Genomic DNA, 23,956 nt, shown 5'->3' with positions numbered 1-23,956 from the left:
TGCATTTTCCCTGCGTAGAATTACTCGGAAGAAGGGCAGGTATATTTCTGGAATCAGCGGTTTACGTCAGGCTTTTTGCGGGACTTCCCGGATCATGCCTTCCTGCGCAACGCTGGCCACCAGGCGGCCATCGCGGGTGAAGATCTGGCCGCGTCCGAAACCGCGGGCCAGGCCGGACCACGGGCTTTCCGTTACATAAAGCAGCCAGTCATCCGCCCGGAAGGGTCCATGAAACCACAGCGCATGGTCGAGACTGGCGGCCTTCATCTGGCCGAGATGAAAGCTCAGCCCATGCGGGCGGATCGCCGTCGCCAGAAGCTGGAAATCGCTGGCATAGGCGAGGACGGCGCGATGCACGGGCGGATCGTCCGGCAGGGCCGAAACGGTGCGAAACCAGCAATGCGATATGGGTTCCGCCTTTTCCGGGCTGAGCCAGTCGCGCGGTTCCACCGAACGAATATCGATCGCGCGCGCCTGCAACATGCGGTTGCGCAGATGGCCTTCCGGCAGCTGTTCGGCCACGCGTTGCCGCATCAGCGCATCGGATTCCAGATCTTCCGGCTGTGGAACGTCCGGCATCTGCGGAAATTGATGTTCCAGCCCGACCTGCGGTTCCTGAAAAGAGGTGATCAGGTTCAGGATCGGTTCGCCATTCTGGCTGGCGACCACGCGGCGGTTGGAAAAGCTCCGCCCGTCGAAATCCCGTTTTACCCGGAATTCGATCGGCAGATCATCGCTGCCGCCACGGAGGAAATAGGCGTGGAGCGAATGTGTGTGGCGGCTGTGCGGCACTGTCCGCCGCGCGGCCCCGAGGGCTTGCGCGATGGCCTGTCCGCCAAAGACCCGGCCTATGCCGTGCCTGTTCTTGCGGCCGATGAAACGGTCGCCGCCACGCGGTTCGAGATCGAGCAACAGGGTGAGCTCTGCCACCAGTTCCTCGGGAGTGGGCTTGTACGGGGACATGGTCGCCATTGTAGAAGCCCAATGCGCGGCTGTGCGCCTACAGTCAACTAATCCCGGGAATTCTGCGCAGGATACGCCACGTAATTGCCTTGCCCCTGTTGCTTGCAGGCCACCGGCCCGGCGCTTTCGGGTTGAGGCCGATCCTGCGCAGCAAGTGGTTGAACGCCCGCACATCGGCTTCGGCATAGCTCCATTCGCTGCGCCAGGTGATCGACAGCGAAATGGATGTGGCCGGGCCATTGCGCACGAAATGCGGTGCCATCACAGGCACATAGACTGCTTCGCCCGGGGCAAGGTGATAGGTGTTTCCGGCAGTGCCGAGCCCATCATCCCATTTGAGTTCGCGCCCGCCACCCGTGTGATAGGCTTCGTGCACGCGATCATCGGCAAAGCGCGGATTGCCGGCCGGGAAAATGGTCATGGCCTTCTGCCCGACCAGCTGGAGCAGGATATTATGTTCCGGATCGAAGTGATAAGGCGTTACCGCATCCGGGCTGGAGACGAAGATGAAGCCCTGCGGTGTCAGCATCCGTCCCGTCTTGGGCACGATATCGGGTTCGATTTCTGCCAGCAATTCCTTCAGCAAGGCTGCATAGGCCGGGGACTGTTCGATATTTTTCAGCACGGCCCAGCTATTGCTGGTCGCTATGTTGCGGATCGTCTCGCCAATGGTCAGGCCGGTCGCGCCGGGCTTGCCCTCGATCCCGATTGGCAGATCGCCGCGATTATATTCGACGGAACTTTCCGGCAGCGTCTCACCCAGATCGGCCAGCGCATCCAGCGCCAGCAAGGGGTGTTCGGGCAGATTATGCCGTAACTTATGCGGCTCTTCCGGATAGGAGGCGGCAAAGCAGGCGCGTGATTGCGGCGGGAAGATGATCGCGCCGTTCAGGGCCGTATCCGCTTGCAACTGGCGATGTTCGGTCATGCAATACCTTTCGGCAAGGTGTTCGTTTCGATCCTGGCCAGCACGCGAAAGGCCATGCGGCGCAAGCTTCCGCCAATGCCGATATTGTGGCTGGCGACATTGCGTTTCTCGCGCCAGAAATGATCGATCATGGGGTGATCGGCGGCCGCGCAGCTATCCGTCCAGGCAATGTCGGAGCGCGTCAGCAGGGCAAGATTTTCCCGTTGCAGCAAGACGCCCGGGGAATAGCGGGCAAAGCTTTCGTCAAAAGCCGTCTTGTAGGAAAAGGCGCCCGGCGGGCAGAGGAAATTGACCAGCATCGCCAATGGCTTGCCGTCCAGCCTTATGGCTATGCGTTCAAGCCTGCCATGTTCCGCCGCACCTTGCAGTGCATTGCGGAAAAGCGCGCGGGTCTGGTCCGTGCAATCGAGCGCGGATTGCGCCTCGCCCTTCCAGCCAGAGCGTTCGAGATCGAGGAATTCAGCCGTCCATTGGGCCAGCGCATCTCCGCCCGTCTTGCGTTCCACTGTCAGATCGCCTTCTTCGGACAGGCGGCGATGCTGCCGCCGCAATTCCTTGCGCTTCTTTCCGGATAGCGATCGTTCCAGATATTCTTCCGGCGACAGGTCGGAAATCAGCGCGGCGCGTTCTTCCCGCAGGACTGTTGCCGCCGGGCGGGCGGCCTCGTCCACGTATTGAACCAGCGCGCGGTGCAGCGGGCCCTTTTCCGCCATCTGCGCCATGTGGAAAAACAGGGCGGTTCCGGCGTTTTCGTCCGCCCAGTGGAACAGGCACTGCCAGAACTGCCTTTCGAAACCGGGGGCGACAAGCGGCGTGCCGAGAAACGCATTGGCATGAATCCAGTTGCGCCAGTGCGGGATGGGGTGGCCGTAATAATCGCGGGCCCGCTGAACCGGCAGCAATCCGGCCAGCTGGCCCTCCGCCTCCAGCAGCAGCATCGCCACCGATCCGCCGGGGTCCAGCGCACGCAGCGAAGGCAGCAGATACCAGCTTTCAAAAAAGGGGTTGGGTTCCACCGCGTAGCGGGAGAGCGCATCCCAGCGCACCAGTTCCGCCGGATTTTCCAGCTGCCGCCAATCGGCGCGATACAGGCGCAATGCGGGCGCGCGCACCGGCCGCGCCGCAGCGGGCGCTTCGGGGGGGAGTTGATGGGGCGCGTGGCTGGCCAAAAAACAGGAACCTTCGCATTTCACGGCGATGCGTTTCGCCGCCTGCCGGGTAACGCGATCCGGCGAAGAAATGCTTAATCCGGGCGTGAAAAGCCCCGCACGGCGCCAAACCGTGCGGGGCCTTGTTCGTGGCAGATGCCGATCAGTGCGAAGCGGCGAGAGCTGCCAGCAGCAGCAATGCGACGATATTGGTGATCTTGATCATCGGGTTCACGGCCGGGCCAGCCGTGTCCTTGTAGGGATCGCCAACCGTATCGCCAGTCACCGCGGCCTTGTGGGCTTCGCTTCCCTTGCCGCCGTGATTACCGTCTTCGATATATTTCTTGGCATTATCCCATGCGCCGCCGCCGGATGTCATCGACAGGGCGACGAACAAGCCGCCCACGATCACACCCAGGAGCAGGGCGCCAAGAGCGGCAAAGCCGTTTGCGGCCCCGGCCACCGTGGCAATCACGAAATAGACCACGATTGGCGTCAATACGGGCAGCAGCGAGGGAACGATCATCTCCTTGATCGCCGCCTTGGTCACCAGATCCACCGTCTTGGCATAGTTCGGGCGGCTGGTGCCGGCCATGATGCCCGGATCGGCGGCGAACTGGTCCCGCACATCCTTCACCACGTCACCGGCTGCGCGGCCCACCGCCGTCATGCCCATGGCGCCGAAGAGATAGGGCAGCAGCGCCCCCAGCAACAGCCCGACGATGACATAGGGATTTTCGAGGCTGAAATTGACTTCCAGCGTCGGGAAGAACTCCCTGAGATCGGTGGTATAGGCCGCAAAGAGAACCAGCGCGGCAAGGCCCGCCGATCCGATGGCATAGCCCTTGGTCACGGCCTTGGTCGTGTTGCCCACGGCATCCAGCAAATCGGTCTTTTCCCGGACGCTGTCATCCAGCCCGGCCATTTCGGCAATGCCGCCGGCATTATCCGTCACCGGGCCATAGGCGTCCAGCGCCACGACCATCCCCGCCAGCGCCAGCATGGCAGTGGCCGCATAGGCAATACCGATCAGCCCTGCGAGCTGGTAGGCGATGACGATGCCCGCAACGATCACCAGCGTGGGCAGGGCGGTTGCTTCCAGGCTGATCGCCAGGCCCTGGATCACATTGGTGCCGTGCCCCGTTTCCGAAGCCTTGGCGATGGACCGTACCGGGCGGAACTGCGTGCCCGTGTAATATTCGGTGATCCAGATGATCAGGCCGGTAATGGCGAGCCCCAGAAGCGAGCAATAGAACAGTGTCTGGCCTGTGAAGCCCTGATCCCCGATCGGATCCGTCATATTGCCCAGCGCATAGGCAGTCACCAGCCATATCGCCGGTATCGCCAGCAGCGCCGTGACCAGGAACCCCTTGTACATGGCACCCATCACATTGTTCGACCGGCCAAGCCGGACGAAATAGGTGCCGATGATGCTGGTGACGATGCAGGCCCCGCCGATCAGCAGGGGAAGCGCCATCAGCGGCAGCAACAGCCCGCCCACGTCCTTAACCAGCAGCGCCGTCAGCACCATGGTGGCGCCCACGGTAACGACATAGGTTTCGAACAGATCGGCGGCCATGCCCGCGCAATCGCCGACATTGTCGCCCACATTATCCGCAATCACGGCCGGGTTGCGCGGATCGTCTTCCGGAATGCCTGCTTCCACCTTGCCGACAAGGTCCGCGCCGACATCGGCCGCCTTGGTGAAGATGCCGCCGCCAAGCCGCGCGAAAATGGAAATCAGCGAGGCGCCGAATGCCAGCGCGACCAGTGCATCCACCACGATGCGGTCATTCGCCGCATGGCCCATCGGCCCGATCAGCACATAGAAGAATACCGAAATCGCCAGCAGGGCCAGGCCCGCCACCAGCATCCCGGTGATCGCGCCTGCGCGGAAGGCCAGGGTCAGGCCCTGTTGCAGCCCTGTTTGCGCCGCGGCCGCTGTACGGACATTGGATCGGACGGAAATATTCATGCCGATAAAGCCGGCCACGCCCGACAGGATCGCGCCGAGCACGAAACCGATGGCGCTGGTCGTCCCCAGAAATATGCCGACGACGATTGCCACGACCACGCCGACCATGCCGATCGTGGTATATTGCCTTTTCAGATAGGCCTGGGCGCCTTCCTGAATGGCGCCGGCTATTTCCTGCATTCTTTCCGTCCCGGCTGCTGCGCCGAGCACCTGGCGGCTGGTGACGAAGCCGTAGAGCACGGCAAGCAGCCCCAGGCCGATTGCTATCAAAACAAGGTCCATGATCTGACCTCCCCTCTCTCCATGATCGCGGCCCGAACTTTTGCCGGGTCCACGTATGACTAGGGCTATCCCTCAGGGGAGGGGGGAGCAAGCGCAATCGATTCGCAGGCGATGCGGTCCGGCGCCACGGTCATGTGCCTAATGCTGGTAGCCGAGCCCTTCGGAATTGGTCACCGGTTCCCCATCCACGAATAGCGAGGCGAAGCCGGCGGGCTCAACCGTGCCGATCCGCGCGGCGGGGACCGGCGGTTCCGTTTCCGGCGGCAGGGTGAAGAGCAATTCGTAGTCGTCGCCCCAGCGCAAGGCGTCCCAGCGCCGTTCTTCCGGGGCGGCGATGGGCACTGCGGCGCTGTCTATCGCCAGCGACACGTCGCTGGCCTTCGCCATGCGCCAGCCATCGAGCAGCAATCCATCCGATATGTCCATCATCGCACTGACGAACGGGGCAAGGGCCTGCCCTTCTGCCAAGCGTGCTTGCGGGCGGCGATAGGCTGTGCTGTCCGCGCCGGTGCCGTCGCGCAATGCCTCGAAACCCATCATCGCCGCGCCCAGCGGGCCGGTAACGAAGATCTGATCGCCGGGCTTCGCACCGCTGCGCGATGGCACCGGAATATGGGTGGCGCGGCCGATGGCGGTCAGCCCGAAGGATCGCGGCGGCCCGCCGGATACCGTATCTCCGCCAAGCAATGGCAGGCCGAAATGGTTCAGCGCCTGGCCCAGGCCCAGCGCAAAGGCTTCATTGCCGGATCCCAGCATGGCCCCCACCAGCGCGCCGACCGGGCGTGCGCCCTTCGCCGCAAGATCCGACGCATTGCAGGCGACCAGTTTCCAGGCGACATCGGCCATGTCCTGATCGGGCAGGTAGTGCACGCCTTCGACCATCATGTCATGGGTCAGGATGAGTGTTTCCGTGCCGATTTCCAGCACGGCAGCATCGTCCGACAATCCGCGCGCGGCGGGATGGTGCGCAAGTGCGCGCATCATCTGGATAAAGTCGGTTTCCCCTTCCATCATTCTGTCATTGCGATAGGCGAAGGGCAAAACGCAACCGAAGGATCGCATCGGCCATGAAAACTCTTTCCGCATTTGCCGCCACCACGGCATTCGTCCTGTGTGCAGCCAGCCCGGCTGGCGCCTGGGGCCCGATTGGCCACCGGATCACTGCACAGATCGCGCAGGACAATATCAGCGGCCGTACGCTGGCGCATGTCGAGGAGATTCTGGGGACGGAGGGCCTTCCCGAAGGATCGACCTGGCCGGACGAGCAGCGATCCAACCCGGCCCCTTTCTGGCAGAAGGAATCGTCCGCCTGGCACTATGTGACGCTCCCCGACGGGACCGATGCTGATACGTTCCCGCATCCGCCGGAAGGTGATGCCGAAACCGCACTGGAAAAATTCGCGGCTGTTCTGCGCGATGACAATGTAAGCCGGGAAGAAAAGGCGCTGGCCCTGCGCTTTGTCGTGCATCTGGCCGGGGATCTGCATCAGCCGCTTCATGCCGGGAACGGAAACGACCGGGGCGGCAATGATGTGAAAGTTATCTGGTTCGGGGAACCCAACAATCTCCACTGGGTGTGGGACGAAGGCTTCATCGCTCGCCAGCAACTCAGCTACAGCGAATATGCCGCACGGCTGGCGCAGCGGACGACGCCGGAACAGGTGATCCAGTGGTGGGAAACCGATCCCAAGGTCTGGATCGCGGAAAGCGCCGATCTACGCGCCAGGATCTACCCCACGGCGGAGAACAGCCGTGGCGGGACCGGCACGCAGGAAGACCCCTATGTCCTGTCCTGGCAGTATAATTATGACTGGACGCCGGATGAGGAATTGCGCCTGCAACAGGCGGGTATCCGCATCGCGGCCTATCTCGACCGGATCTTTGCCGGGGAGTGAGCGCCAGCCGCGCGGTCAGGGCGGTGCGCCTTATTTGCGCACTGCCTTGGCCACGCCATCCAGCACGCCATTGACGAATTTCGCCTCGCGCTCGTCAAAAAAGGCGTGGGCGACATCGACATATTCGCTGATCGCCGTGCCCACCGGCACATCGGCGCGGGCCAGCAATTCATAAGCCCCGGCGCGCAGGATCTGCAGCATGGTCTTGTCCAGCCGCTTCAGGCTCCAGCCTTCGGAAAGGCGTTCGCTCAGAACCGTGTCGATCTCTTCCAGCCGCGCGTCCACGCCGCTGACGATATCGTCGAAAAAGGCAACTTCCGCGTCGGCATATTGCGCGTCTTCGATTTCCCGGCCCAGCCGGTGCTGGTGAAATTCATCCAGCAGGCGGGGCAGGGAGATGGATTCCATCTGCCGCTGATAAAGCGCCTGCACGGCGGCGAGACGGGCGGCAGAGCGCGAACGGGATCGGGCGGACATGTTCATTTCAGGCGGAATTCCACGGAATTGGCATGGGCAGGCAGCCCTTCGACACGGGCCAGGGCAATTGCCGCCGGGCCGATCCTGGACAGGGAATCCTTGTCCAGCGAGATGAAGCTGGTGCGTTTCATGAAGTCGAGCACGGACAGGCCGCTGGCAAAGCGTGCCCGGCGGCCGGTCGGGAGGACGTGATTGGGCCCGGCGACATAATCGCCCACCGCTTCCGGCGTATGGCGGCCCAGGAACACGCTGCCCGCATGGCGCAATTGTGCGAACAGCGCCTCCGGATCGTCCACGGCCAGCTCGACATGTTCGGCGGCCAGGCGATTGGCGAGGGCAGGGGCTTCCGAAAGATCTTTCACCACCAGCAGCACGCCATGCGCATCCCAGCTCGCCCGGGCCGATTTCTCGGTCGAAAGCTGGGAGCACTGCACGTCCACAGCATCTTCCACTTCGCTGGCGAAAGTCGCGTCATCGGTGATGAGAATGGATTGCGAGCTGGGATCGTGTTCCGCCTGGCTAAGCAGATCGGCGGCGATCCAGTCCGGATCGTTCTTGTTGTCGGCGATGACCAGGATCTCGCTCGGCCCTGCGACCATGTCGATACCGACCACGCCGAATAGCTGGCGCTTTGCCTCGGCAACATAATCATTGCCGGGGCCGGTGATCACATCGACCCGGCTGATCCGTTCGGTGCCATAGGCGAGCGCGGCCACGGCCTGCGCGCCGCCGACCCGCCACAATTCATCCACCCCCGCAAGATGCGCAGCAGCCAGGACCAGCGGATTGGTTTCTCCCCGCGGCGTTGGGGTCGTGACCACCAGCCGCTCCACCCCGGCCACCTTGGCGGGAATGGCGTTCATCAGGAGGGAGGAAGGATAGGCTGCGCGCCCTCCGGGAACATAGAGACCGGCGGCATCGACAGGGCGCCATTTCGCGCCGAGCCTGACGCCCGTTTCGTCCGTATAGTCCCGATCGGCCGGGAGCTGTTCCGCATGATAGGCGCGGATACGGCTGGCCGCGAGTTCAAGCGCTTCGCGAAGCTCCGTGTCCAGCGCATCGAAGGCGGCGGCGCAGCTTTCGGCCGAAATGCGCCAATCGTCTTCCTTGCCAAGCTGGTGATGATCGAACCGCTGGGTAAATTCGGTCAGCGCCGCATCGCCGCGCTGGCGCACGGCGGCCAATATATCGCTGACCGTATGGGCGATATCGGCTTCGCTTTCGCGCCTTTCATCGACAAGGCGGGCAAATTTCCGTTCGAAATCGGCGTCACTGGTGGAAAGGCGCTGCATTCAGGCTGCTTCCTCATTGGACATTGCGCGAAAACGCTCGACCAGTTCGGCCACGCGTGCATCGGTCTTCAACGCGGCGCGGTTGACGATCAGGCGCGCGGAAACCGGCATGATGGTTTCCGTTTCGACCAATCCGTTCTGCTGAAGGGTCCGCCCGGTGGAGACGAGATCCACGATTCGGCGCGACAGGCCGAGCGAGGGCGCCAGTTCCATGGCACCGTTCAGCTTCACGCATTCGGCCTGGATGCCCTGCTGTTCGAACCAGCGGCTGGTGATGTTCGGATATTTGGTTGCCACGCGCATATGGCTGGCATTGCCGGGATCATCCGCCCCGTCGCCTTCGGGCACGGCCACGGAAAGGCGGCAATGGCCGATATCCAGATCGACGGGGGCATACAGTTCTGAATAATCGAATTCTTCAATTACGTCAGAACCCACGATTCCGGCCTGCGCCGCGCCAAAGGCAACGAAAGTCGCCACGTCGAAAGCGCGCACGCGGATTATCCGCAAATCGCCCCGTTCGGTCGCGAAACTCAGCGATCGGTTGGCCTTGTCGTGGAACGCGCTTTCCGGCACCACGCCTGCGCGCGCCATGACCGGCAGCGCTTCGTCAAGAATTCGCCCCTTGGGTACGGCGAAGGTCAGCTGTTGTGTGGGCATTCCATCCATGGCGCGGGCATGTAAGCGCGGGCAAGGGAAAGGGCAACGGCGATGGCCGATCAGCCGATCATGGAAATTACCAATGTGCGGGAAGCAATCGCCTGGCAGGCCGATCATGCGGAACGCGCCTTCGCGCCCAGGACGGCGCGGGTGATCCGTGCGGAACTGGCCATTCTGGATACCGATACCGGCCTCGCGCGGCGGATGAACAATTGGCACGGACTCAGCCTGGAAGATGCCATGCCCTTGCGCGTGGCGGGCGGGCTCCATCATCTGTTCCTGTCGGGCGAAGACCGGCGGCTGGAGCCGGTTTACGCCGGACTGACCACCGACCAGGGGGCGGTGGACGCCATCGTGGCCGAACTGGCGCGGCAATATGACGCGCGCCTGATGCCGTGGCTCGACTCGCCCCCGCAGACCAATGAGGCAGGCCGTTCGGCCAGCATCATGGCAGGCCTGCTATGGCTGTCCGATCGGCTCGGGCCGCGTTTCGAACTGAACGAGATAGGCGCCAGTGCAGGCGTCAACACAATGATGGGCCGTTATTTCTACAATCTTGGCGGGGTCAAGGTCGGGCCGGGCCTGTCCCGCATGAAGATCGTGCCGGAATGGAAGGGCGGTCCGCCCCCTTCGGCGGAGGTGCAGATCGAATCGATCCGTGGCTGCGATATCGCCCCGGTCGACCTTGCCGATCCGGCGCAGGCATTGCGGCTGAAGGCCTATGTCTGGGCCGATGCGACGGAGCGGATGGCGCGGCTGGATACGGCGATCGCCATGGCGGAAACCGCGCCGCCTGAACTGGTGCGGCAGGATGCGGGCGAGTTCGTGAAGGAAATGCTCGCCCGCCCGCAGGACAAGGGGGTGACGCGCGTCCTCTTCCATTCGGTGATGTGGCAATATCTGCCCGGCGCGACCCGTGACGCCATCACCCGTGCCATGGAGGAAGCAGGGGCGCAGGCCACTGCCGACAAGCCGCTTGCCTGGATCCGGCTGGAAACCAACCGCCAGACCTTCCGGCACGAACTATCCGTGCGCTACTGGCCGGGCGGGGAAGAGGCGGTGATGCTGGCAGAGGCACATCCGCATGGCGCCTGGGTGGAATGGCACGGCGGCTGAGCAGGGCAGGCGCCCGAAGATTTGCTGAATTGTATCAGATGTAACTGTCCAGGCCGCGCCCGCAAACACGATTGCCCGCCGCAAGCCGCATAAAAGCTGCCTTTGCGGGGAAAAGGCACGTCCGGCGCGATCTACACAAAGTGACAATTTGCGGCAGCGCCGGGAAACGGGTGCGACGAATGGGGCCTAAACCGGGGTTCAACGCGATGATGCGTAATTCAGTTTCAGCAAAGGAAGCCCTCATGAAGACCATTGCTCTCAAGGCCGCTCTTGTCGCCACCCTCTCTGCCCTGACGATCGCCCCGGTCGCGGCCCAGGACGTGACGCAGACGATTGAACTCGGCGATATCGACATCAATTCCGCCGAAGGCATGAAGGAACTCAACCACCGCCTTGCCACTGGCGTCAACGCCGTGTGCGAACGCCCGGTTTCGCGTAGCCTGAAGGAGTTTTCCAGCTGGCAGGATTGCCGTGATGCGGCGCTCGATTCGGCTGCGGAGCAGCTGTCGCGCAGCGGCGTGGCGGTTCGGGCCAACTGACAGAATTAAACCGGCCAGTCCCTGGAGCGGTCGCGCCAATCGGCCCGGCCGCTCCTTTTTTGTCAGGGATAGGATACTGTCTTGGGCGTTTTGGGCAGGGGGATAAATTCCTTGTCGTCGCCAGGCACAACCGGGAACCGGCGCATCCGCCAGTCTTCCTTGGCCTGTTCGATCCTGTCGCGGCTGGAACTCACGAAATTCCAATAGACATGCCGCTGGGCGGAAAATGCCTCCCCACCCATCAGGAAGATCAGCCCGCCTTCGGTGGAGGACAGTTCCATCGCCGCGCCGGGTTTCAGCACCACCAGATCATAAGGCAGCATGGTTTCCCCATCGAGCGTCGCCTGCCCCCCGACCAGCATCAGCGCACGTTCTTCCGTTTCGGCGTCGATCGGAATCATCCCGCCGGGCATAAGCTGGATCTCCGCATTGATCGTATCGCAATAGGTCGTGGTGGGTGCTGTTTCGCCCCACAGCGTGCCCATGATGATGCGGGCACGCGCGCCGCTATATTCGATCACCGGCAGATCGCTGACCGCTTCGAATGCCGGTTCGATCTCTTCCTTGCCATCGGGCAGGGCCAGCCATGTCTGCATGCCATACAGGGCGGGGCCATCCTTCCGCTCCGTCTCCGGACTGCGTTCGGAATGGACGATGCCCTTGCCCGCGGTCATCAGGTTTACCGTGCCGGGACGGATGACGGAATCCGTACCGAGACTGTCGCGATGCTCGATCGCGCCTTCGAACAGCCAGGTGACCGTGGCCAGCCCGATATGCGGGTGCGGGCGGACATCCATGCCCTGGCCGGGATCGAGCCGGGCAGGCCCGAACTGGTCGATGAAAACGAAGGGGCCAACCATCCGGCAACCGACACTTGGCACGGCGCGTCTCACCTGGAAATTGCCAAGGTCGTGGGTTACGGGTGTGACCGTCTTCAAAATGCTCATGCCGCGTCAAGCTCCGGATAGTGGCGGAAGATGCCATCCTCATTGAAGGAGAGCCGGCGACCGGAAGCCAGATAGGCCTTGATCCCGTCGATCCCCGTCACTGCTTCGCACAAGGCGTAAAGACGCGGATAGTTCCCGCCAAGCGCCGCCATGCGCTGCGGAAAGGCATAATTCAGCCCTTCCATCATCTGGAACAGGGACGTGTCCACATGGGTCCATCTGTCGCCGAGAGCGAAGGGGCCAGGATGCACACCCAAAGCCGCTTCGAAATAGTCGCAATATTTGGGAATGCGGCTTTCGCGGAAATCCTCCGCCTTGCGGGCGGCGGCGTCTTTCTGGTCTTCGTAATAGAGATTGCCCGACACCGGATGGTGCACCGAATGCATTTCCTCCACGATGTCGGTCACGGTCAGTTGCAGTTCGATCAGTTGCAGATCGGTGGCAAGATCGCCCCCGCCAAAACCATGCCGGTCCGCCAGCCAGGCGAGGATATGGGCTGTCTGGCCGATCACCATGTCGCCCGCGACGATATAGGGCGGGGCGAAGGGCACGAAGCCATCGCGCGCCGCCATATCCGCCATCAGCGCGTCGGCGCCTTTTTCATTACCCATGTCGCGATAGGCCACGCCGGCAGCTTCCAGCGCAAGGCGGATGAATTCGCCGCGGCCCTGAATGCCCGGCCAGTACCAGAGCTCGTAAGTCAGGATGCCTGTGCTCCTGCTTCTTCCGGGGCGTGGGCGCTGATGGCCACGGCGTGCACGCGGTTGCCGGGAATATCGCCCAGGGCGCGATTGACCGCGCGCTGCCGTTCCAGCCTGCTCATGCCGGAAAAGGCGGGGCTTACGATCACAATGGTGAAATGCGATTCGCCGCTGCCGTCATCCCCGGCATGGCCGTGATGCTTCGCACTGTCATTGATGACTTCCAGCCTTTCCGGCGCGAAGGCGTCCTGCAGCAGTTTTTCCATCTCTTGCTGAAGCGGGCCGGCCATTTTCTGTCCTCTCGATTGGAATTCAGGGGTTCTCAACACGGCGATGTATCACCATCCTTACGCGAATGCGCAGAGAGAAGTTCCACGGCAGATATGAAGGCGAAGGGCGCGAATGCGAAGCGCCGCATTGCAGCGAAGCAGGTGAATTCCGCGCCCCCGGCAATCGGGGGCATGGTTTTGACGGGCCGGGCGACTGGCGCTGGTTCTGCCTGGAACATGTGCGCGAATTCAATGCCGGCTATGACTGGTTTGAAGGCATGAGCGCGGAAGAAATACTGGAGGCGCAGTCCCCCATTTCCGGCTGGAGCAGCGAAACCCGCGCCTTTCGGTCCGATGCCGGTGCGGACGGGATGCCGCGCTGGGCCGATTTTCCGGATCCGCTGGATGCAATCGGTGCGCGTGCGGGGGACATCAAGGCACGTGCTGCCGGACGAAATGCCGAATTCAGCCGCTTTACCCCGCGCGAGCGGGAGGCGCTGAACGTGATGGGCCTGACCCCGCAGGCCGACCGGCCGATGCTGCGCCGCCGATATTCGCAACTGGTGCGCAGATACCACCCGGATCGCAATGGCGGGGACCGAAGCCATGAAGGCCGGCTTCAGCGCGTGGTGGAAGCCTATCAGCTCCTGCGCCGGGCAGACGCTTTCGGCTGAGCCCTGCCAACGCCCTTCGGTCTAGGAATTCGAGAGCCACACCACCATCAATCTTGCCCAAGGCTCGATGGCCCTGACGATAGGGGGCCGGTCTTGAATCTTGATAACGAGCTTTCGCTTTTCGTGCGTCGCAGGCTTCGCGTGCCGGGTGGCTCAGGCTTCCTTCCAGACCAGCGGTTCGAAGCCGCCATAGACCATGCGGACACCGTCGAAGGGCATGTCCTTGTCGAAATTCTTCATCCGTTCGTCCGCCATGACCTTTTCGTGGCTGGCATCCGCGGTTTCCTTGTCATCCCAGAGAACCCAGGCGAAGACGATCTTCTCGCCATCCTTTGCCTTTACCGCCCGGCGGAAATCGGTGGTCTTGCCATCCGGTACGTCCACTTCCCAGCATTCGACCTGCGATTTCGCGCCGTAATCCTTCACGATTTCCCAGAAGCTTTCCGCCACTTGCTTGTAGGCCTGCTTGTTTTCTTCAGGCACGGCGACGATGAATCCGTTCACATACATTTCTACTCTCCCCAATTCGGTGCTTCGGCAGTGAAATCAGCCAGTTGTGCATCCAGCGCGCGGCGATATGCGGACCGGCTTTCCCCGCGCTGCCTGTAAGCGGCGAGGCGAGGGAACTCGGCCACCATGTCTGTATGCCGCAGCACGTTGAGCACTGTGACCATGGCGATGTCGGCAATGGAGAAATCGCCCGCCAACCATTCATTGTCTCCGAGCGCGTCATTGACACGCAAAAGCTTCTGCCTCGCCAGCTTGGCCGCGGGTTCGCGCGCATCCCTGGCCCAGGGCTGATCTGACTGGAACACATCGAAACTGACGATGGGGGTGAATGCGGGTTCGACACTGTTCAGGGCCGCAAACAGCCAGGAGATGGCGTTCCACCGCATCTGGGGATCGGCGGGGAGGAGCTGTTCTTCCTCTTCCGCAAGATACAGGAGGATGGCCCCGCTTTCGAAGAAGCGCAGTTCGCCATCGGCAAAGGCGGGCACCTGATCGAAGGGCTGCCACGCGAGGTAATCGTCCGGTCTGGGCGTCGCCGCGCCGAACAGCTGCGTTCGGTATGGCTTGCCGATTTCTTCGAACGCCCAGCGAACGCGGAGGTCACGCACAAGGCCCCGGGCAAAATCGGGCACCCAGTCAAAGGCAGTAATAATGGGCGCAGGGGTGGTTTCGGCCATCGGCAATTCCTCCGCTTGCAATCCAGCGGTCCGATGCTGCGAATCGCTGTCTTGAGATTGGTGCCTTAAGAGGTTACTTAAAACAACCATGAAGTTACAAAAAGAAACTGCGGTGCATGGCAAGTGGTATCAGGATGCTTGCGGTGCTGCCTTTGCCTTTGAATTACTTGGAGAAAGATGGTCGCTGCTCATCGTGCGGGAAATGATGCTGGGTCCGCGCCGGTTTTCCGAATTGCGCGCCAGTCTGCCGGGGTTGAGCGCCAGGGTCCTGACGGAACGGCTGGAAGGGTTGCAGGCATCGGGCCTGTTGCAGAAACGCATGTTACCGCCACCGGCATCGGTGCAGGTCTATGAACTGACCGAATGGGGCTACGCCGCGCAGCCGGCCATGCTTGAACTGTGCCGCTGGTCGGTGCGGTCACCCGCGCATGATCCGACCCTGCATCTATCGCCCACCGCGCTCATGCTGTCGCTCAAGGCGATGTATGATCCGGAGGCAGGGCAGCATTTCACCGGCCAGGTCGGCTTTGCCGTTTCCGGCAGCGAGTTCGTGGCGGAGCTGGGGGAAAAGGGCATGAGCGTGCGGCGGGGCGATGCGGAGCAGGGGCGGGTGACTTTCCGCGCCGAATTGCCCTTGCCCTTGCTGAGAGCCTTTTACGGCAAGGCACCGCCTGAAATGCTGGAACAATCGGGCCAGCTGGAAATCGGGAAAGAACGCTATCTGGCTGAAGCAGTCATTTCCAAGTTTGTCTTCCCGGAAAAGATCGTTCCACCCGAATGATCTTCGCCATGGGCGCCATTGCCAGTTGCAGGGTTTACGCGGCCCGTATAGGGCACCCTGCGCGATGAATGAACTGACCAGCAATCCAGACGAATCCGGCACGGTCCTGGCCGCGCCCGACATCGAACTTGACGTTCGCGAGACTTTCGGGATCGATATCGACATGAAAGTGCCAGCCTTTTCCAAGGCTGATGCGCGCGTTCCCGATCGTGATGAAAGCTATGTGTTCGAACCGGACACGACGCTGGCCATCCTGGCCGGATTTGCCTTCAATCGCCGGGTAATGGTGCAGGGCTATCACGGCACCGGCAAATCGACCCATATCGAACAGGTGGCGGCACGGCTGAACTGGCCCTGCGTGCGCATCAATCTGGACGCGCATATCAGCCGTATCGATCTGGTCGGCCGCGACGCGATCGTGCTGCGTGACGGATTGCAGGTGACCGAATTCCGCGAAGGCCTGCTGCCCTGGGCGCTGCAGCACCCGGTGGCCCTGGTATTCGATGAATATGATGCCGGCCGTCCGGACGTGATGTTCGTGATCCAGCGCGTGCTGGAAACCGAAGGCAAGCTGACCTTGCTCGATCAGAACCGCGTGATCCGGCCGAACCCGTTTTTCCGCCTGTTCGCCACCGCCAATACGGTCGGCCTCGGCGATACGAGCGGGCTTTATCACGGCACGCAAGCGATCAACCAGGGCCAGATGGACCGCTGGAATATCGTGGTGGGCCTGAATTACCTGCCCGAAGAGACCGAGCGGGAAATCGTCAGCACCAAGACCAAGCTGGACGAGCAGACCGTGGCGAATATGATCCGCGTGGCGGATCTTTCGCGGCAGGGCTTCATCAATGGCGATATTTCGACGGTGATGAGCCCTCGCACGGTCATCACCTGGGCCCAGAATACCGAGATATTCGGGGATATCGGATTCGCATTCCGGTTGAGTTTTCTCAACAAATGCGATGAATCCGAACGGATGCTGGTGGCTGAATATTACCAGCGCGTCTTCGGTGAGGAACTGCCGGAAAGCGTCGTCGCCAAGGCCTGATCCCCGGCCAAGGGGGCCATTTCCGTTCAGCCTGCTGCTTGCTGATGATCCGGTCCTTCACGGACCGCATCGTCATACCTAGATAGGGCGGCAGACAGCGCTGGCAGCAGGCCTTATCGGATTACCCTCTCGCCAAAGCTGTATTGTTCAGTTAATACAGCATGGCGATGGACATATTGTCTGGTCAATCGGGGGGTAAGCGCGGTTTGCGGCGCTGGCCATGGTCGCGCAAGAAGCGGCCGGGCCCCATTTTTGACGATCTTGATGACGAACGGCCGCTTTCGCCGCTCTACGATACCGTGCCCGGCGATCCGGAGAGGCGGCGTATTCATGACTGGCCCTATCCCGATCCGGAAGATGGAGGCGGGCCACTTCCGCCCCGCAAACATACGCGATGGTGGTGGGTAAGCCGCGGCTTTGCCGTGCTGCTGTTCCTGTTCATCCTGCTGATCGGCTGGCTTGCGGTCACCGCGCCCTTGTCCAAATCGTTGGAGCCGATCGCCCCGCCCGAGATCACCTTGCTGGCCGCGGACGGCACCCCGATTGCCCGCAACGGGGCAGTGGTGGATCAGCCGGTACAAGTCGCCGATCTGCCACCTCATGTCGTGGATGCCTTTCTGGCGATAGAGGACCGGCGCTTCTACGATCACTGGGGGGGCGATCCGCGCGGCATCGCGCGTGCGGCATGGAGCAATCTGACTACTGGCCGCACCCAGGGCGGCAGCACGATTACCCAGCAGCTCGCCAAATTCACATTTCTCACGCCGGAACAGAGCCTGACCCGCAAGGCGCGGGAGGCATTGATCGCCTTCTGGCTGGAAGCCTGGCTGACCAAGGACGAAATCCTCGAACGCTATCTTTCCAACGCCTATTTCGGGGACAATACCTATGGCCTGCGCGCCGCGTCCCTGCATTATTTCTACCGCCAGCCGGAAAAGTTGCGGCCTGAACAGGCGGCAATGCTGGCGGGTCTGCTCCAGGCGCCTTCGCGCTATGCACCGACGCGGAATTTCACCCTCGCGGAAGAGCGGATGGGAACCGTGATCGGCGCCATGGTCGAAGCGGGATATCTGACAGAAGCGGAAGCGGCGGCAATGCCGGTCCCGAAACTGGATGTGCGGGATGGCTCCACCCTGCCGACCGGCACCTATTTCGCTGACTGGGCGCTGCCCGAGGCCCGCAAGCTGAGCGAAATCGGCTATGCCCGGCAGACCATTACCACCACGCTGGATGCGCGGTTGCAGAACGCCGCCCGCCGGGCGGTCGAACGGGCGCCGCTGGGCAATGCGCAGGTCGCGCTGGTGGCCATGCGCCCCAATGGCGAAGTCGTGGCGATGATCGGCGGCAAGGATTATGCGCAATCCCCGTTCAACCGCGCCACGCAGGCCCATCGCCAGCCTGGATCCACCTTCAAGCTCTTCGTCTATCTTGCCGCGTTGAAAGACGGGTGGAATCCCGATGACCGGATCGAAAACCGGGCGATCGAACAGGGTTCCTATCGGCCGCGCAATGCGAGCGGCAACTATTCCGACAGCCTGACGCTGGAAGAAGCCTTTGCGCGGTCCAGCAATGTCGCGGCCGTGCGCCTGTTCAACGAAGTGGGCAGCGAAAAGGTGATAGAGGTTGCGCGCGAATTCGGCGTTACCTCCCCCCTGCCGGAAGGCTATCCCAGCCTGGCGCTGGGCACTTCGACCATGACCCTGCTGGAACTCACAGCCGCGTATGCAGGCATTGCCGCGAATGAATTTCCGGTCGTGCCGCGCGCATTCAGTGCGGAAGAACAGGGCTGGTTCGACTGGATATGGAACCCGACCGGCAGCCTTTCTGCCCGCGAACATGGGGCAATGGAAAAGATGCTGCGTGCCGCGGTCAATCGCGGCACCGGCAGGGCGGCCATGTTGCGCGTCCCTAATTATGGCAAGACCGGCACCAGCCAGGACAATCGCGATGCGTTGTTTGTCGGCTATGCCGGAGATCTGGTGGTCGGCGTGTGGGTGGGCAATGATGACAATTCCCCGCTGGCCGGCGTCCATGGTGGCGGCCTGCCGGCGCGGATCTGGCGCGATTTCATGCGCCAGGCACTGGGTGAACAGGTTGCCCCGCAACGCGCGCAGCCCCGGCCCGATCCCAGTGGCCCGGTCCAGCCGATGGATGTGCCAAATCTCGGCGATCTTCCGCTGGGCGATCTGAGGCTGGAGGAAATCCCGCTCGACGATCAAGGCACACGTCTGCGCATCGGGGAAGACACGGCGACCATATCGACGGAGATTGACGGTGTTCCGGTCGATATCCGCTTCGATGAAACGGGTATCAGCCTGCAGGAAAGGGGCGAGTAGGGGGCGGCTTACCCGGCCGGGTAGATCGCCTCTACGAAATACAGCCCTTCCGCCGGGGCATTGAGGCCCAGCGCCTGCCGGTCGCGCGCGGCGAGTGCCTGGGCCACCTGTTCTTCCCGCCACTGGCCAAGCCCGACTAGCGCCAGCGTTCCCACCATGGAGCGCACCTGGTGGTGCAGGAAGCTGCGCGCATCCGCTTCCACCAGCACGAGATCGCCTTCGCGCCGCACATCCAGCCGATCCAGCGTCTTCAACGGATCCTTCGCCTGGCAGTGGGCGGATCTGAAAGTGGTGAAGTCATGCCGCCCGACAAGGAATTGAGCGGCCCGGTGCATCGCCTGTTCGTCCAGAGGGCGGGCGATCTGCCATTCCTGCCCCTTGGTGAGAGTGAGCGGTGCCCGGCGGTTGCGGATGCGATATTGATAACGCCTGCCAATGCAGGAAAAGCGGGCGTGCCAATCCGCCGCCACCACTTCGCAGGCGGTAACTGCCACCGGATCGGGCCGCATTTTGGCGTTAAGCGCTTCCATCAGGCGGAATGGATCGAACGGCTTTTCGATATCCACATGGCTGCGCATGGCCAGCGCGTGCACGCCGCTATCGGTCCGTCCGGCGGAATGCATGGTTACCTTTTCGCCCGTGATGGCGAAGGCGGCATCTTCCACCGCCTGCTGAACGCTGGGGCCGTGGTCCTGCCTCTGCAGCCCCATGAATGGGCCGCCGTCGAATTCCAGTGTCAGCGCGAAACGGGTCATGCGGCCGCCTTCTTTCATGCAGCCGCGCGGATCAAGTGAAAGGGCGGCCAATGGGTTCGCCGCAGATGCAAAAAGGCCGGCGGCACCCGTGGATGCCGCCGGCCCGTTGGTGCGATTATTCGCCCTTAGAAGCGGATGCCCAGGGTCGCCTTGCCGCCATGAGACTGGCTGACGTCCGACCATTCGCCATTGTAATCGACGGAGATCTGCACGCCGTTCGATGCCTGAAAGCTGAGTCCCGCATCGACGAGGCCGACATCGCCGGCCATCGGCGCGCCGCTGACCCGGAATGCCTGGCCGCCTTCGAGGAAGGCGAGATCGGCATTGATTGCCTTGCCATCCAGCGCATGTTGCCAGCGCGCCGCCATGTTCAGGGCGAGCTTGCCCTCAGCCGCCAGCGGCACATGAGCGCGGGCACCCACGGTCGACCAGCTCCAGCTACGTTCCTGCGTGTGAGCGTAAAGGCCCGCATCCGCTCCGGTTTCGACGAAATTATCCTGGCTCAGCCACATGCGGTGCACGCCGACGAAGGGTTCGATCGTGCTGGCGCCTTCACGCAGGGGCAGACCGATCTCGGCGAAGATTTCGGTGGTTTCCGCCGAATAGGATGCCGTCGCCGTTTCCGCGATGGAGCCGGCCGAAATGCCGCGATCCGTATTCACATCGAAATCGGAATAGGTCGCCCCGAAGCTGACATTGGCAATGGCGGCATTCACCTTGCCATACAGACCAACATGGGTGCCTTCGACATTCCCCTGCGATGCGCGGGCGGCAACATCCAGATCGCCGTCGGTATAGCCGCCGGCAATGCCAAGCATCATCCCGCCCGCATTGAATTCCGCACCGCCGAAATAGGACATGGTGTCGCGCTTGTATCCTGCCGCGTTCCCATCCTGGTCCACATCGTCGCCGGCGACGGCCACCTGCAGCCACAGGTTCTGCCGCGGCGATGCCTGCATGTCCGTGCGGCTGGTGATCGAACGACGGAACCGATCCGTGTCCTGCACCATTGCGCGCCGTGCCGAGGCGTGGATTTCGCCCGACATGCTGTCATAGGCGGTACGGGCATCCTCCGCGGTCTGCTGCACCAGTTGGGCATAGAGAGCGCTATCGGCGCCGAAGGCATTTTCCAGCGCGCCGGAGGCTGCACGCTGGTTGGCCGTGGAGGCAACGTCGCTGAAGGCGATATCGTTACGCAGCAGGCCAAGCGTGACGCTGTTCGCGCTGTAATCCAGCGTGGGCAGGAGGAATGCGAGATCGGAGGTGACATTATCGAAAGTGCCGTCGATCGCGCCGCCCGTGATGATCGTATAGGTGGTGAAGGGCGCATATTCGCCATTCTCCGCCAGCACCGCCACGGTGCCGCCTTCGATCGTGACCGTGCCGCCGGCATTCAACCGGTCAGCATCGCCAGCGGCATTGACCTCCACCTCGTAGAGCGAACCCTGTTCGAACAGCACCGAGCCGGTGACGTTCAGGGTGTCGATCGAATTGCCCGGGGCAAGTGTACCCTGATTGCGCACGATCATGCCGCCGATCGTCCCGGCGCCCATCATGCGCGCACCCCCGCGAACATCGACGTCGGACGTGATAGTGCCGTTGACGACGAGCGTGCCCCCTTGGACCACCGTGCCGCCGGTATAATTGTTCTGGCCAGTCAGGATCAGCCTGCCGGTTCCGCTCTTCACCAGCGAACCGCTGCCGGTGATGTTATTGGCGAAGGTGCCGTCGCCATCCTGGTCGAAGTTCAGCGTGCCGCCATTGTTGACATCACCATGGACCGAATTCGTGGACCCGATCAGCAAGCCACCCAGGATCGTCGTGCCCCCGGTATAGCTCTGTTCCCCGGTGAGGGTCAGCGTGCCGGCGCCGCTCTTGATCAGCGAGCCAGCGCCAGAAATCGCACCGGCAAAAATGCCGTCCTCGGCCTGTGCGAACTGTATCGTGGCGTTGTTGATGATGTCGCCGGTGAGCGTATCGGAATTGCCGACAAGCGTGCCGCCGGAGATCGTGGTTCCGCCGGTATAGCTGTTGCTGCCGGTAAGGGTGAGCGTGCCGTTGCCGGTCTTCACCAGCGCGCCGGTGCCGGAGATATCGCCGCCGAAGGAGCCGTTGCTCGTCTGCGCGAATTGCAGCGTGGCATTGTTGGCAATGTCACCGGTGAGCGAGGAGGTATCGCCCACGAGCGTGCCACCGGAGATGGTGGTGCCGCCGGTATAGCTGTTGCTGCCGGTAAGGGTGAGCGTGCCGTTGCCGGTCTTCACCAGCGAGCCGGTGCCGGAGATATCGCCGCCGAAGGAGCCGTTGCTCGTCTGCGCGATTTGCAGCGTGGCGTTGTTCGTAATGTCGCCGGTGAGCGAGGAGGTATCGCCCACGAGCGTGCCACCGGAGATGGTGGTGCCGCCGGTATAGCTGTTGCTGCCGGTAAGGGTGAGCGTGCCGTTGCCGGTCTTCACCAGCGAGCCGGTGCCGGAGATATCGCCGCCGAAGGAGCCGTTGCTCGTCTGCGCGATTTGCAGCGTGGCGTTGTTCGTAATGTCGCCGGTGAGCGAGGAGGTATCGCCCACGAGCGTGCCACCGGAGATGGTGGTGCCGCCGGTATAGCTGTTGCTGCCGGTAAGGGTGAGCGTGCCGTTGCCGGTCTTCACCAGCGAGCCGGTGCCGGAGATATCGCCGCCGAAGGAGCCGTTGCTCGTCTGCGCGAATTGCAGCGTGGCATTGTTGGTAATGTCACCGGTGAGCGAGGAGGTATCGCCCACGAGCGTACCGCCGGAGATGGTGGTGCCGCCGGTATAGCTGTTGCTGCCGGTAAGGGTGAGCGTGCCGTTGCCGGTCTTCACCAGCGAGCCGGTGCCGGAGATATCGCCGCCGAAGGAGCCGTTGCTCGTCTGCGCGAATTGCAGCGTGGCATTGTTGGTAATGTCACCGGTGAGCGAGGAGGTATCGCCCACGAGCGTACCGCCGGAGATCGTGGTTCCGCCGGTATATGTATTCGCGCCCGAAAGGGTCAGCGTGCCGTCGCCTTCTTTCGTCAGGCCACCGGCCCCGGAGATGGATCCTGCCCAGTCCGCATCCTTGTCTTCCGTATCGATTGTTCCACCGGCGGCATTGATGGTCAAATCTGTAGAGTAGGTGCCTGCCTGGTCTATCAGGAGGGTGCCGCCATCAAACACTGGAAGCAGATCCCCGCTTTCTACTTCGGAGGCCAGATAATAGGGCTCCGATCCATCGATAGAGGGAAGGCCCGGCGTGGCGGGATCCACCACTTCGCCATCGGCAAGAAGCGTGCCCAGACCGTCATCGAGGTAGAGGATCGGATCTACACCCATATCGTCCCAGTTATATGCGCCGAAGCCGAGCTGGTAGGTATCCGCTACTGAAATTGTGAATGTGCTGATTCGCCAGGGCGTGGAGCCATATTCGCCCACGATCAGCGTATCTTCCTGGCCGGTAAAATTCGAAGCAAGCACGGTAATGCTGGAGATGCCGTTGCCGGCGAGGGAGAAGAAAACGCCGTCATCGTAAGGGGCATAATCCTGGGCAGCATAGGACCAGCCGAAGCTGTAAGTGCCGATATCCAGAAAGGTGGACCGCGTGATCAGGCCGAAATTCGTGCTGGTGGCCAGGCCGGCCGCGCCGCTGCTTTCCACCGTGCCCGCCGTCAGGCCAAGCAAGGCATCAACCTGGTTGCGCATTACGCTGGAATTTTGAGGCAGGATTTTTGCGAGGAAGTTTCCTTTGGCCCCTATCTCAAAGGTGGTGCCGCCGAGGTCCAGCGTATCGTCGGAAATCGTTGATGCGCCGCCATAGATTTCCCAATCCGCCAGCGAGCCGTCTTCGAAGCCCACCAGGTCGAGCGGTGTGGCTTGCGCGTGAGCAGGGGTGGCAACCACGCTGAAAGCACACAAGGCGGATACACTGAGCAGGCGGGCACGAAAATTGGGCAAGTGAAACTCCTTCGGAGACGATTGCGCAGGAGGCTG

The 23,956-nt window shown here is 62.4% G+C and carries 22 protein-coding genes; 7 read left to right on the top strand and 15 right to left on the bottom strand.

Annotated elements, in window-relative coordinates; genetic code table 11:
- Positions 1–66 precede the first annotated feature (66 nt).
- The 5 genes from WYH_RS05090 to thiL form a co-directional block, all read right to left on the bottom strand.
- The gene (locus tag WYH_RS05090; protein ID WP_328700733.1) at positions 67–972 is read right to left on the bottom strand and encodes an acyl-CoA thioesterase; all 906 of its coding nucleotides are present in this window, start codon (positions 970–972) and stop codon (positions 67–69) included.
- A 34-nt stretch (positions 973–1,006) separates the two neighbouring features.
- Positions 1,007–1,891 carry a cupin domain-containing protein gene (locus WYH_RS05085; protein ID WP_046902978.1) on the bottom strand — a complete coding sequence of 295 codons (885 nt, stop codon included), beginning with the start codon at positions 1,889–1,891 and terminating at the stop codon, positions 1,007–1,009.
- A complete protein-coding gene (locus WYH_RS05080) occupies positions 1,888–3,003 on the bottom strand; it encodes a GNAT family N-acetyltransferase (protein ID WP_244877964.1) in 1,116 nt (371 codons plus the stop codon). The genes WYH_RS05085 and WYH_RS05080 overlap by 4 nt, the downstream gene beginning before the upstream one ends.
- A gap of 199 nt (positions 3,004–3,202) precedes the next feature.
- Complete coding sequence (locus WYH_RS05075) at positions 3,203–5,296, bottom strand: sodium-translocating pyrophosphatase (RefSeq protein WP_046902976.1); 2,094 nt, start codon at positions 5,294–5,296, stop codon at positions 3,203–3,205.
- Between the two features lie 138 nt (positions 5,297–5,434).
- On the bottom strand, positions 5,435–6,307 hold the full coding sequence (gene thiL / locus WYH_RS05070) for a thiamine-phosphate kinase (RefSeq protein ID WP_046904831.1): 873 nt from the start codon (positions 6,305–6,307) through the stop codon (positions 5,435–5,437).
- 56 nt (positions 6,308–6,363) lie between these two features.
- Here thiL and WYH_RS05065 point away from each other — a divergent pair, with 56 nt between their 5' ends.
- The gene (locus WYH_RS05065; RefSeq protein ID WP_046902975.1) at positions 6,364–7,191 is read left to right on the top strand and encodes a S1/P1 nuclease; all 828 of its coding nucleotides are present in this window, start codon (positions 6,364–6,366) and stop codon (positions 7,189–7,191) included.
- Positions 7,192–7,221: 30 nt separating this feature from the next.
- Here the strand turns inward: WYH_RS05065 and nusB are convergent, their stop codons facing one another.
- The 3 genes from nusB to hisG are packed head-to-tail and all read right to left on the bottom strand — an operon-like array spanning position 7,222 to position 9,620.
- Positions 7,222–7,668, bottom strand: coding sequence for a transcription antitermination factor NusB (nusB, locus tag WYH_RS05060; RefSeq protein WP_046904830.1), 447 nt, complete (start codon positions 7,666–7,668; stop codon positions 7,222–7,224).
- Positions 7,669–7,670: 2 nt separating this feature from the next.
- Positions 7,671–8,960: a histidinol dehydrogenase gene (gene hisD / locus WYH_RS05055; RefSeq protein ID WP_046902974.1), complete on the bottom strand. Its 1,290-nt coding sequence runs from the start codon at positions 8,958–8,960 to the stop codon at positions 7,671–7,673.
- Positions 8,961–9,620 (bottom strand): ATP phosphoribosyltransferase, encoded by a 660-nt coding sequence (gene hisG, locus WYH_RS05050; RefSeq protein WP_046904829.1) that lies wholly within the window; start codon positions 9,618–9,620, stop codon positions 8,961–8,963.
- 51 nt (positions 9,621–9,671) lie between these two features.
- Here hisG and WYH_RS05045 point away from each other — a divergent pair, with 51 nt between their 5' ends.
- Positions 9,672–10,736 (top strand): DUF2332 domain-containing protein, encoded by a 1,065-nt coding sequence (locus WYH_RS05045; protein ID WP_046902973.1) that lies wholly within the window; start codon positions 9,672–9,674, stop codon positions 10,734–10,736.
- Positions 10,737–10,978: 242 nt separating this feature from the next.
- The gene (locus tag WYH_RS05040) at positions 10,979–11,275 is read left to right on the top strand and encodes a UrcA family protein (protein ID WP_046902972.1); all 297 of its coding nucleotides are present in this window, start codon (positions 10,979–10,981) and stop codon (positions 11,273–11,275) included.
- Between the two features lie 62 nt (positions 11,276–11,337).
- On the opposite strand, the gene WYH_RS05035 is transcribed toward WYH_RS05040, so the two are convergent.
- The 3 genes from WYH_RS05035 to WYH_RS05025 form a co-directional block, all read right to left on the bottom strand.
- Entirely contained in the window at positions 11,338–12,222 is an 885-nt protein-coding gene (locus WYH_RS05035) for a pirin family protein (RefSeq protein ID WP_046902971.1), read from the bottom strand.
- Entirely contained in the window at positions 12,219–12,848 is a 630-nt protein-coding gene (locus WYH_RS05030) for a glutathione S-transferase C-terminal domain-containing protein (RefSeq protein WP_342341747.1), read from the bottom strand. The genes WYH_RS05035 and WYH_RS05030 overlap by 4 nt, the downstream gene beginning before the upstream one ends.
- A gap of 74 nt (positions 12,849–12,922) precedes the next feature.
- The gene (locus tag WYH_RS05025) at positions 12,923–13,213 is read right to left on the bottom strand and encodes a BolA family protein (protein WP_046902969.1); all 291 of its coding nucleotides are present in this window, start codon (positions 13,211–13,213) and stop codon (positions 12,923–12,925) included.
- Between the two features lie 65 nt (positions 13,214–13,278).
- On the opposite strand from WYH_RS05025, the gene WYH_RS05020 reads away from it, so the two are divergent.
- Positions 13,279–13,866 carry a J domain-containing protein gene (locus tag WYH_RS05020; protein ID WP_046902968.1) on the top strand — a complete coding sequence of 196 codons (588 nt, stop codon included), beginning with the start codon at positions 13,279–13,281 and terminating at the stop codon, positions 13,864–13,866.
- Positions 13,867–14,019: 153 nt separating this feature from the next.
- Here WYH_RS05020 and WYH_RS05015 read toward each other — a convergent pair whose 3' ends face one another.
- Together WYH_RS05015 and WYH_RS05010 are read right to left on the bottom strand one after the other, a co-directional pair.
- Positions 14,020–14,376 (bottom strand): DUF1428 domain-containing protein, encoded by a 357-nt coding sequence (locus tag WYH_RS05015; RefSeq protein WP_046902967.1) that lies wholly within the window; start codon positions 14,374–14,376, stop codon positions 14,020–14,022.
- Between the two features lie 2 nt (positions 14,377–14,378).
- The gene (locus WYH_RS05010) at positions 14,379–15,053 is read right to left on the bottom strand and encodes a glutathione S-transferase family protein (protein ID WP_046902966.1); all 675 of its coding nucleotides are present in this window, start codon (positions 15,051–15,053) and stop codon (positions 14,379–14,381) included.
- 88 nt (positions 15,054–15,141) lie between these two features.
- Here WYH_RS05010 and WYH_RS05005 point away from each other — a divergent pair, with 88 nt between their 5' ends.
- The 3 genes from WYH_RS05005 (at position 15,142) to WYH_RS04995 (ending at position 19,218) form a co-directional block, all read left to right on the top strand.
- Positions 15,142–15,834: a winged helix-turn-helix transcriptional regulator gene (locus WYH_RS05005; RefSeq protein WP_046902965.1), complete on the top strand. Its 693-nt coding sequence runs from the start codon at positions 15,142–15,144 to the stop codon at positions 15,832–15,834.
- A gap of 64 nt (positions 15,835–15,898) precedes the next feature.
- Positions 15,899–16,882 carry a cobaltochelatase subunit CobS gene (gene cobS, locus WYH_RS05000; protein ID WP_046902964.1) on the top strand — a complete coding sequence of 328 codons (984 nt, stop codon included), beginning with the start codon at positions 15,899–15,901 and terminating at the stop codon, positions 16,880–16,882.
- A gap of 206 nt (positions 16,883–17,088) precedes the next feature.
- The gene (locus WYH_RS04995) at positions 17,089–19,218 is read left to right on the top strand and encodes a transglycosylase domain-containing protein (RefSeq protein ID WP_244877963.1); all 2,130 of its coding nucleotides are present in this window, start codon (positions 17,089–17,091) and stop codon (positions 19,216–19,218) included.
- Positions 19,219–19,226: 8 nt separating this feature from the next.
- On the opposite strand, the gene truA is transcribed toward WYH_RS04995, so the two are convergent.
- Positions 19,227–19,973: a tRNA pseudouridine(38-40) synthase TruA gene (gene truA, locus WYH_RS04990; protein ID WP_046904827.1), complete on the bottom strand. Its 747-nt coding sequence runs from the start codon at positions 19,971–19,973 to the stop codon at positions 19,227–19,229.
- 125 nt (positions 19,974–20,098) lie between these two features.
- Positions 20,099–23,920, bottom strand: a complete 3,822-nt coding sequence (locus tag WYH_RS04985) for an autotransporter-associated beta strand repeat-containing protein (protein WP_046902963.1) — start codon at positions 23,918–23,920, stop codon at positions 20,099–20,101.
- Positions 23,921–23,956: the final 36 nt, after the last annotated feature.

It is taken from the genome of Croceibacterium atlanticum (assembly GCF_001008165.2).
Lineage (GTDB): Bacteria > Pseudomonadota > Alphaproteobacteria > Sphingomonadales > Sphingomonadaceae > Croceibacterium_C > Croceibacterium_C atlanticum.
The sequence above is the reverse complement of the archived record's forward strand: the minus strand, read 5'-3'. Positions and strand labels throughout refer to the sequence as shown.

What these genes read in the sequence shown, in the direction of transcription:
- WYH_RS05020 (WP_046902968.1), top strand. Translation starts at nt 13,279, where the DNA reads ATGCGCAGAGAGAAGTTCCACGGCAGATATGAAGGCGAAGGGCGCGAA.
- cobS (WP_046902964.1), top strand. Translation starts at nt 15,899, where the DNA reads ATGAATGAACTGACCAGCAATCCAGACGAATCCGGCACGGTCCTGGCC.
- hisD (WP_046902974.1), bottom strand. Translation starts at nt 8,960, where the DNA reads ATGCAGCGCCTTTCCACCAGTGACGCCGATTTCGAACGGAAATTTGCC.
- WYH_RS05035 (WP_046902971.1), bottom strand. Translation starts at nt 12,222, where the DNA reads ATGAGCATTTTGAAGACGGTCACACCCGTAACCCACGACCTTGGCAAT.
- nusB (WP_046904830.1), bottom strand. Translation starts at nt 7,668, where the DNA reads ATGTCCGCCCGATCCCGTTCGCGCTCTGCCGCCCGTCTCGCCGCCGTG.
- WYH_RS05065 (WP_046902975.1), top strand. Translation starts at nt 6,364, where the DNA reads ATGAAAACTCTTTCCGCATTTGCCGCCACCACGGCATTCGTCCTGTGT.
- WYH_RS05025 (WP_046902969.1), bottom strand. Translation starts at nt 13,213, where the DNA reads ATGGCCGGCCCGCTTCAGCAAGAGATGGAAAAACTGCTGCAGGACGCC.
- WYH_RS05005 (WP_046902965.1), top strand. Translation starts at nt 15,142, where the DNA reads ATGAAGTTACAAAAAGAAACTGCGGTGCATGGCAAGTGGTATCAGGAT.
- WYH_RS05085 (WP_046902978.1), bottom strand. Translation starts at nt 1,891, where the DNA reads ATGACCGAACATCGCCAGTTGCAAGCGGATACGGCCCTGAACGGCGCG.
- WYH_RS05090 (WP_328700733.1), bottom strand. Translation starts at nt 972, where the DNA reads ATGGCGACCATGTCCCCGTACAAGCCCACTCCCGAGGAACTGGTGGCA.
- WYH_RS05075 (WP_046902976.1), bottom strand. Translation starts at nt 5,296, where the DNA reads ATGGACCTTGTTTTGATAGCAATCGGCCTGGGGCTGCTTGCCGTGCTC.
- truA (WP_046904827.1), bottom strand. Translation starts at nt 19,973, where the DNA reads ATGACCCGTTTCGCGCTGACACTGGAATTCGACGGCGGCCCATTCATG.
- WYH_RS05040 (WP_046902972.1), top strand. Translation starts at nt 10,979, where the DNA reads ATGAAGACCATTGCTCTCAAGGCCGCTCTTGTCGCCACCCTCTCTGCC.
- WYH_RS05010 (WP_046902966.1), bottom strand. Translation starts at nt 15,053, where the DNA reads ATGGCCGAAACCACCCCTGCGCCCATTATTACTGCCTTTGACTGGGTG.
- WYH_RS05045 (WP_046902973.1), top strand. Translation starts at nt 9,672, where the DNA reads ATGGCCGATCAGCCGATCATGGAAATTACCAATGTGCGGGAAGCAATC.
- hisG (WP_046904829.1), bottom strand. Translation starts at nt 9,620, where the DNA reads ATGCCCACACAACAGCTGACCTTCGCCGTACCCAAGGGGCGAATTCTT.
- WYH_RS05015 (WP_046902967.1), bottom strand. Translation starts at nt 14,376, where the DNA reads ATGTATGTGAACGGATTCATCGTCGCCGTGCCTGAAGAAAACAAGCAG.
- thiL (WP_046904831.1), bottom strand. Translation starts at nt 6,307, where the DNA reads ATGGAAGGGGAAACCGACTTTATCCAGATGATGCGCGCACTTGCGCAC.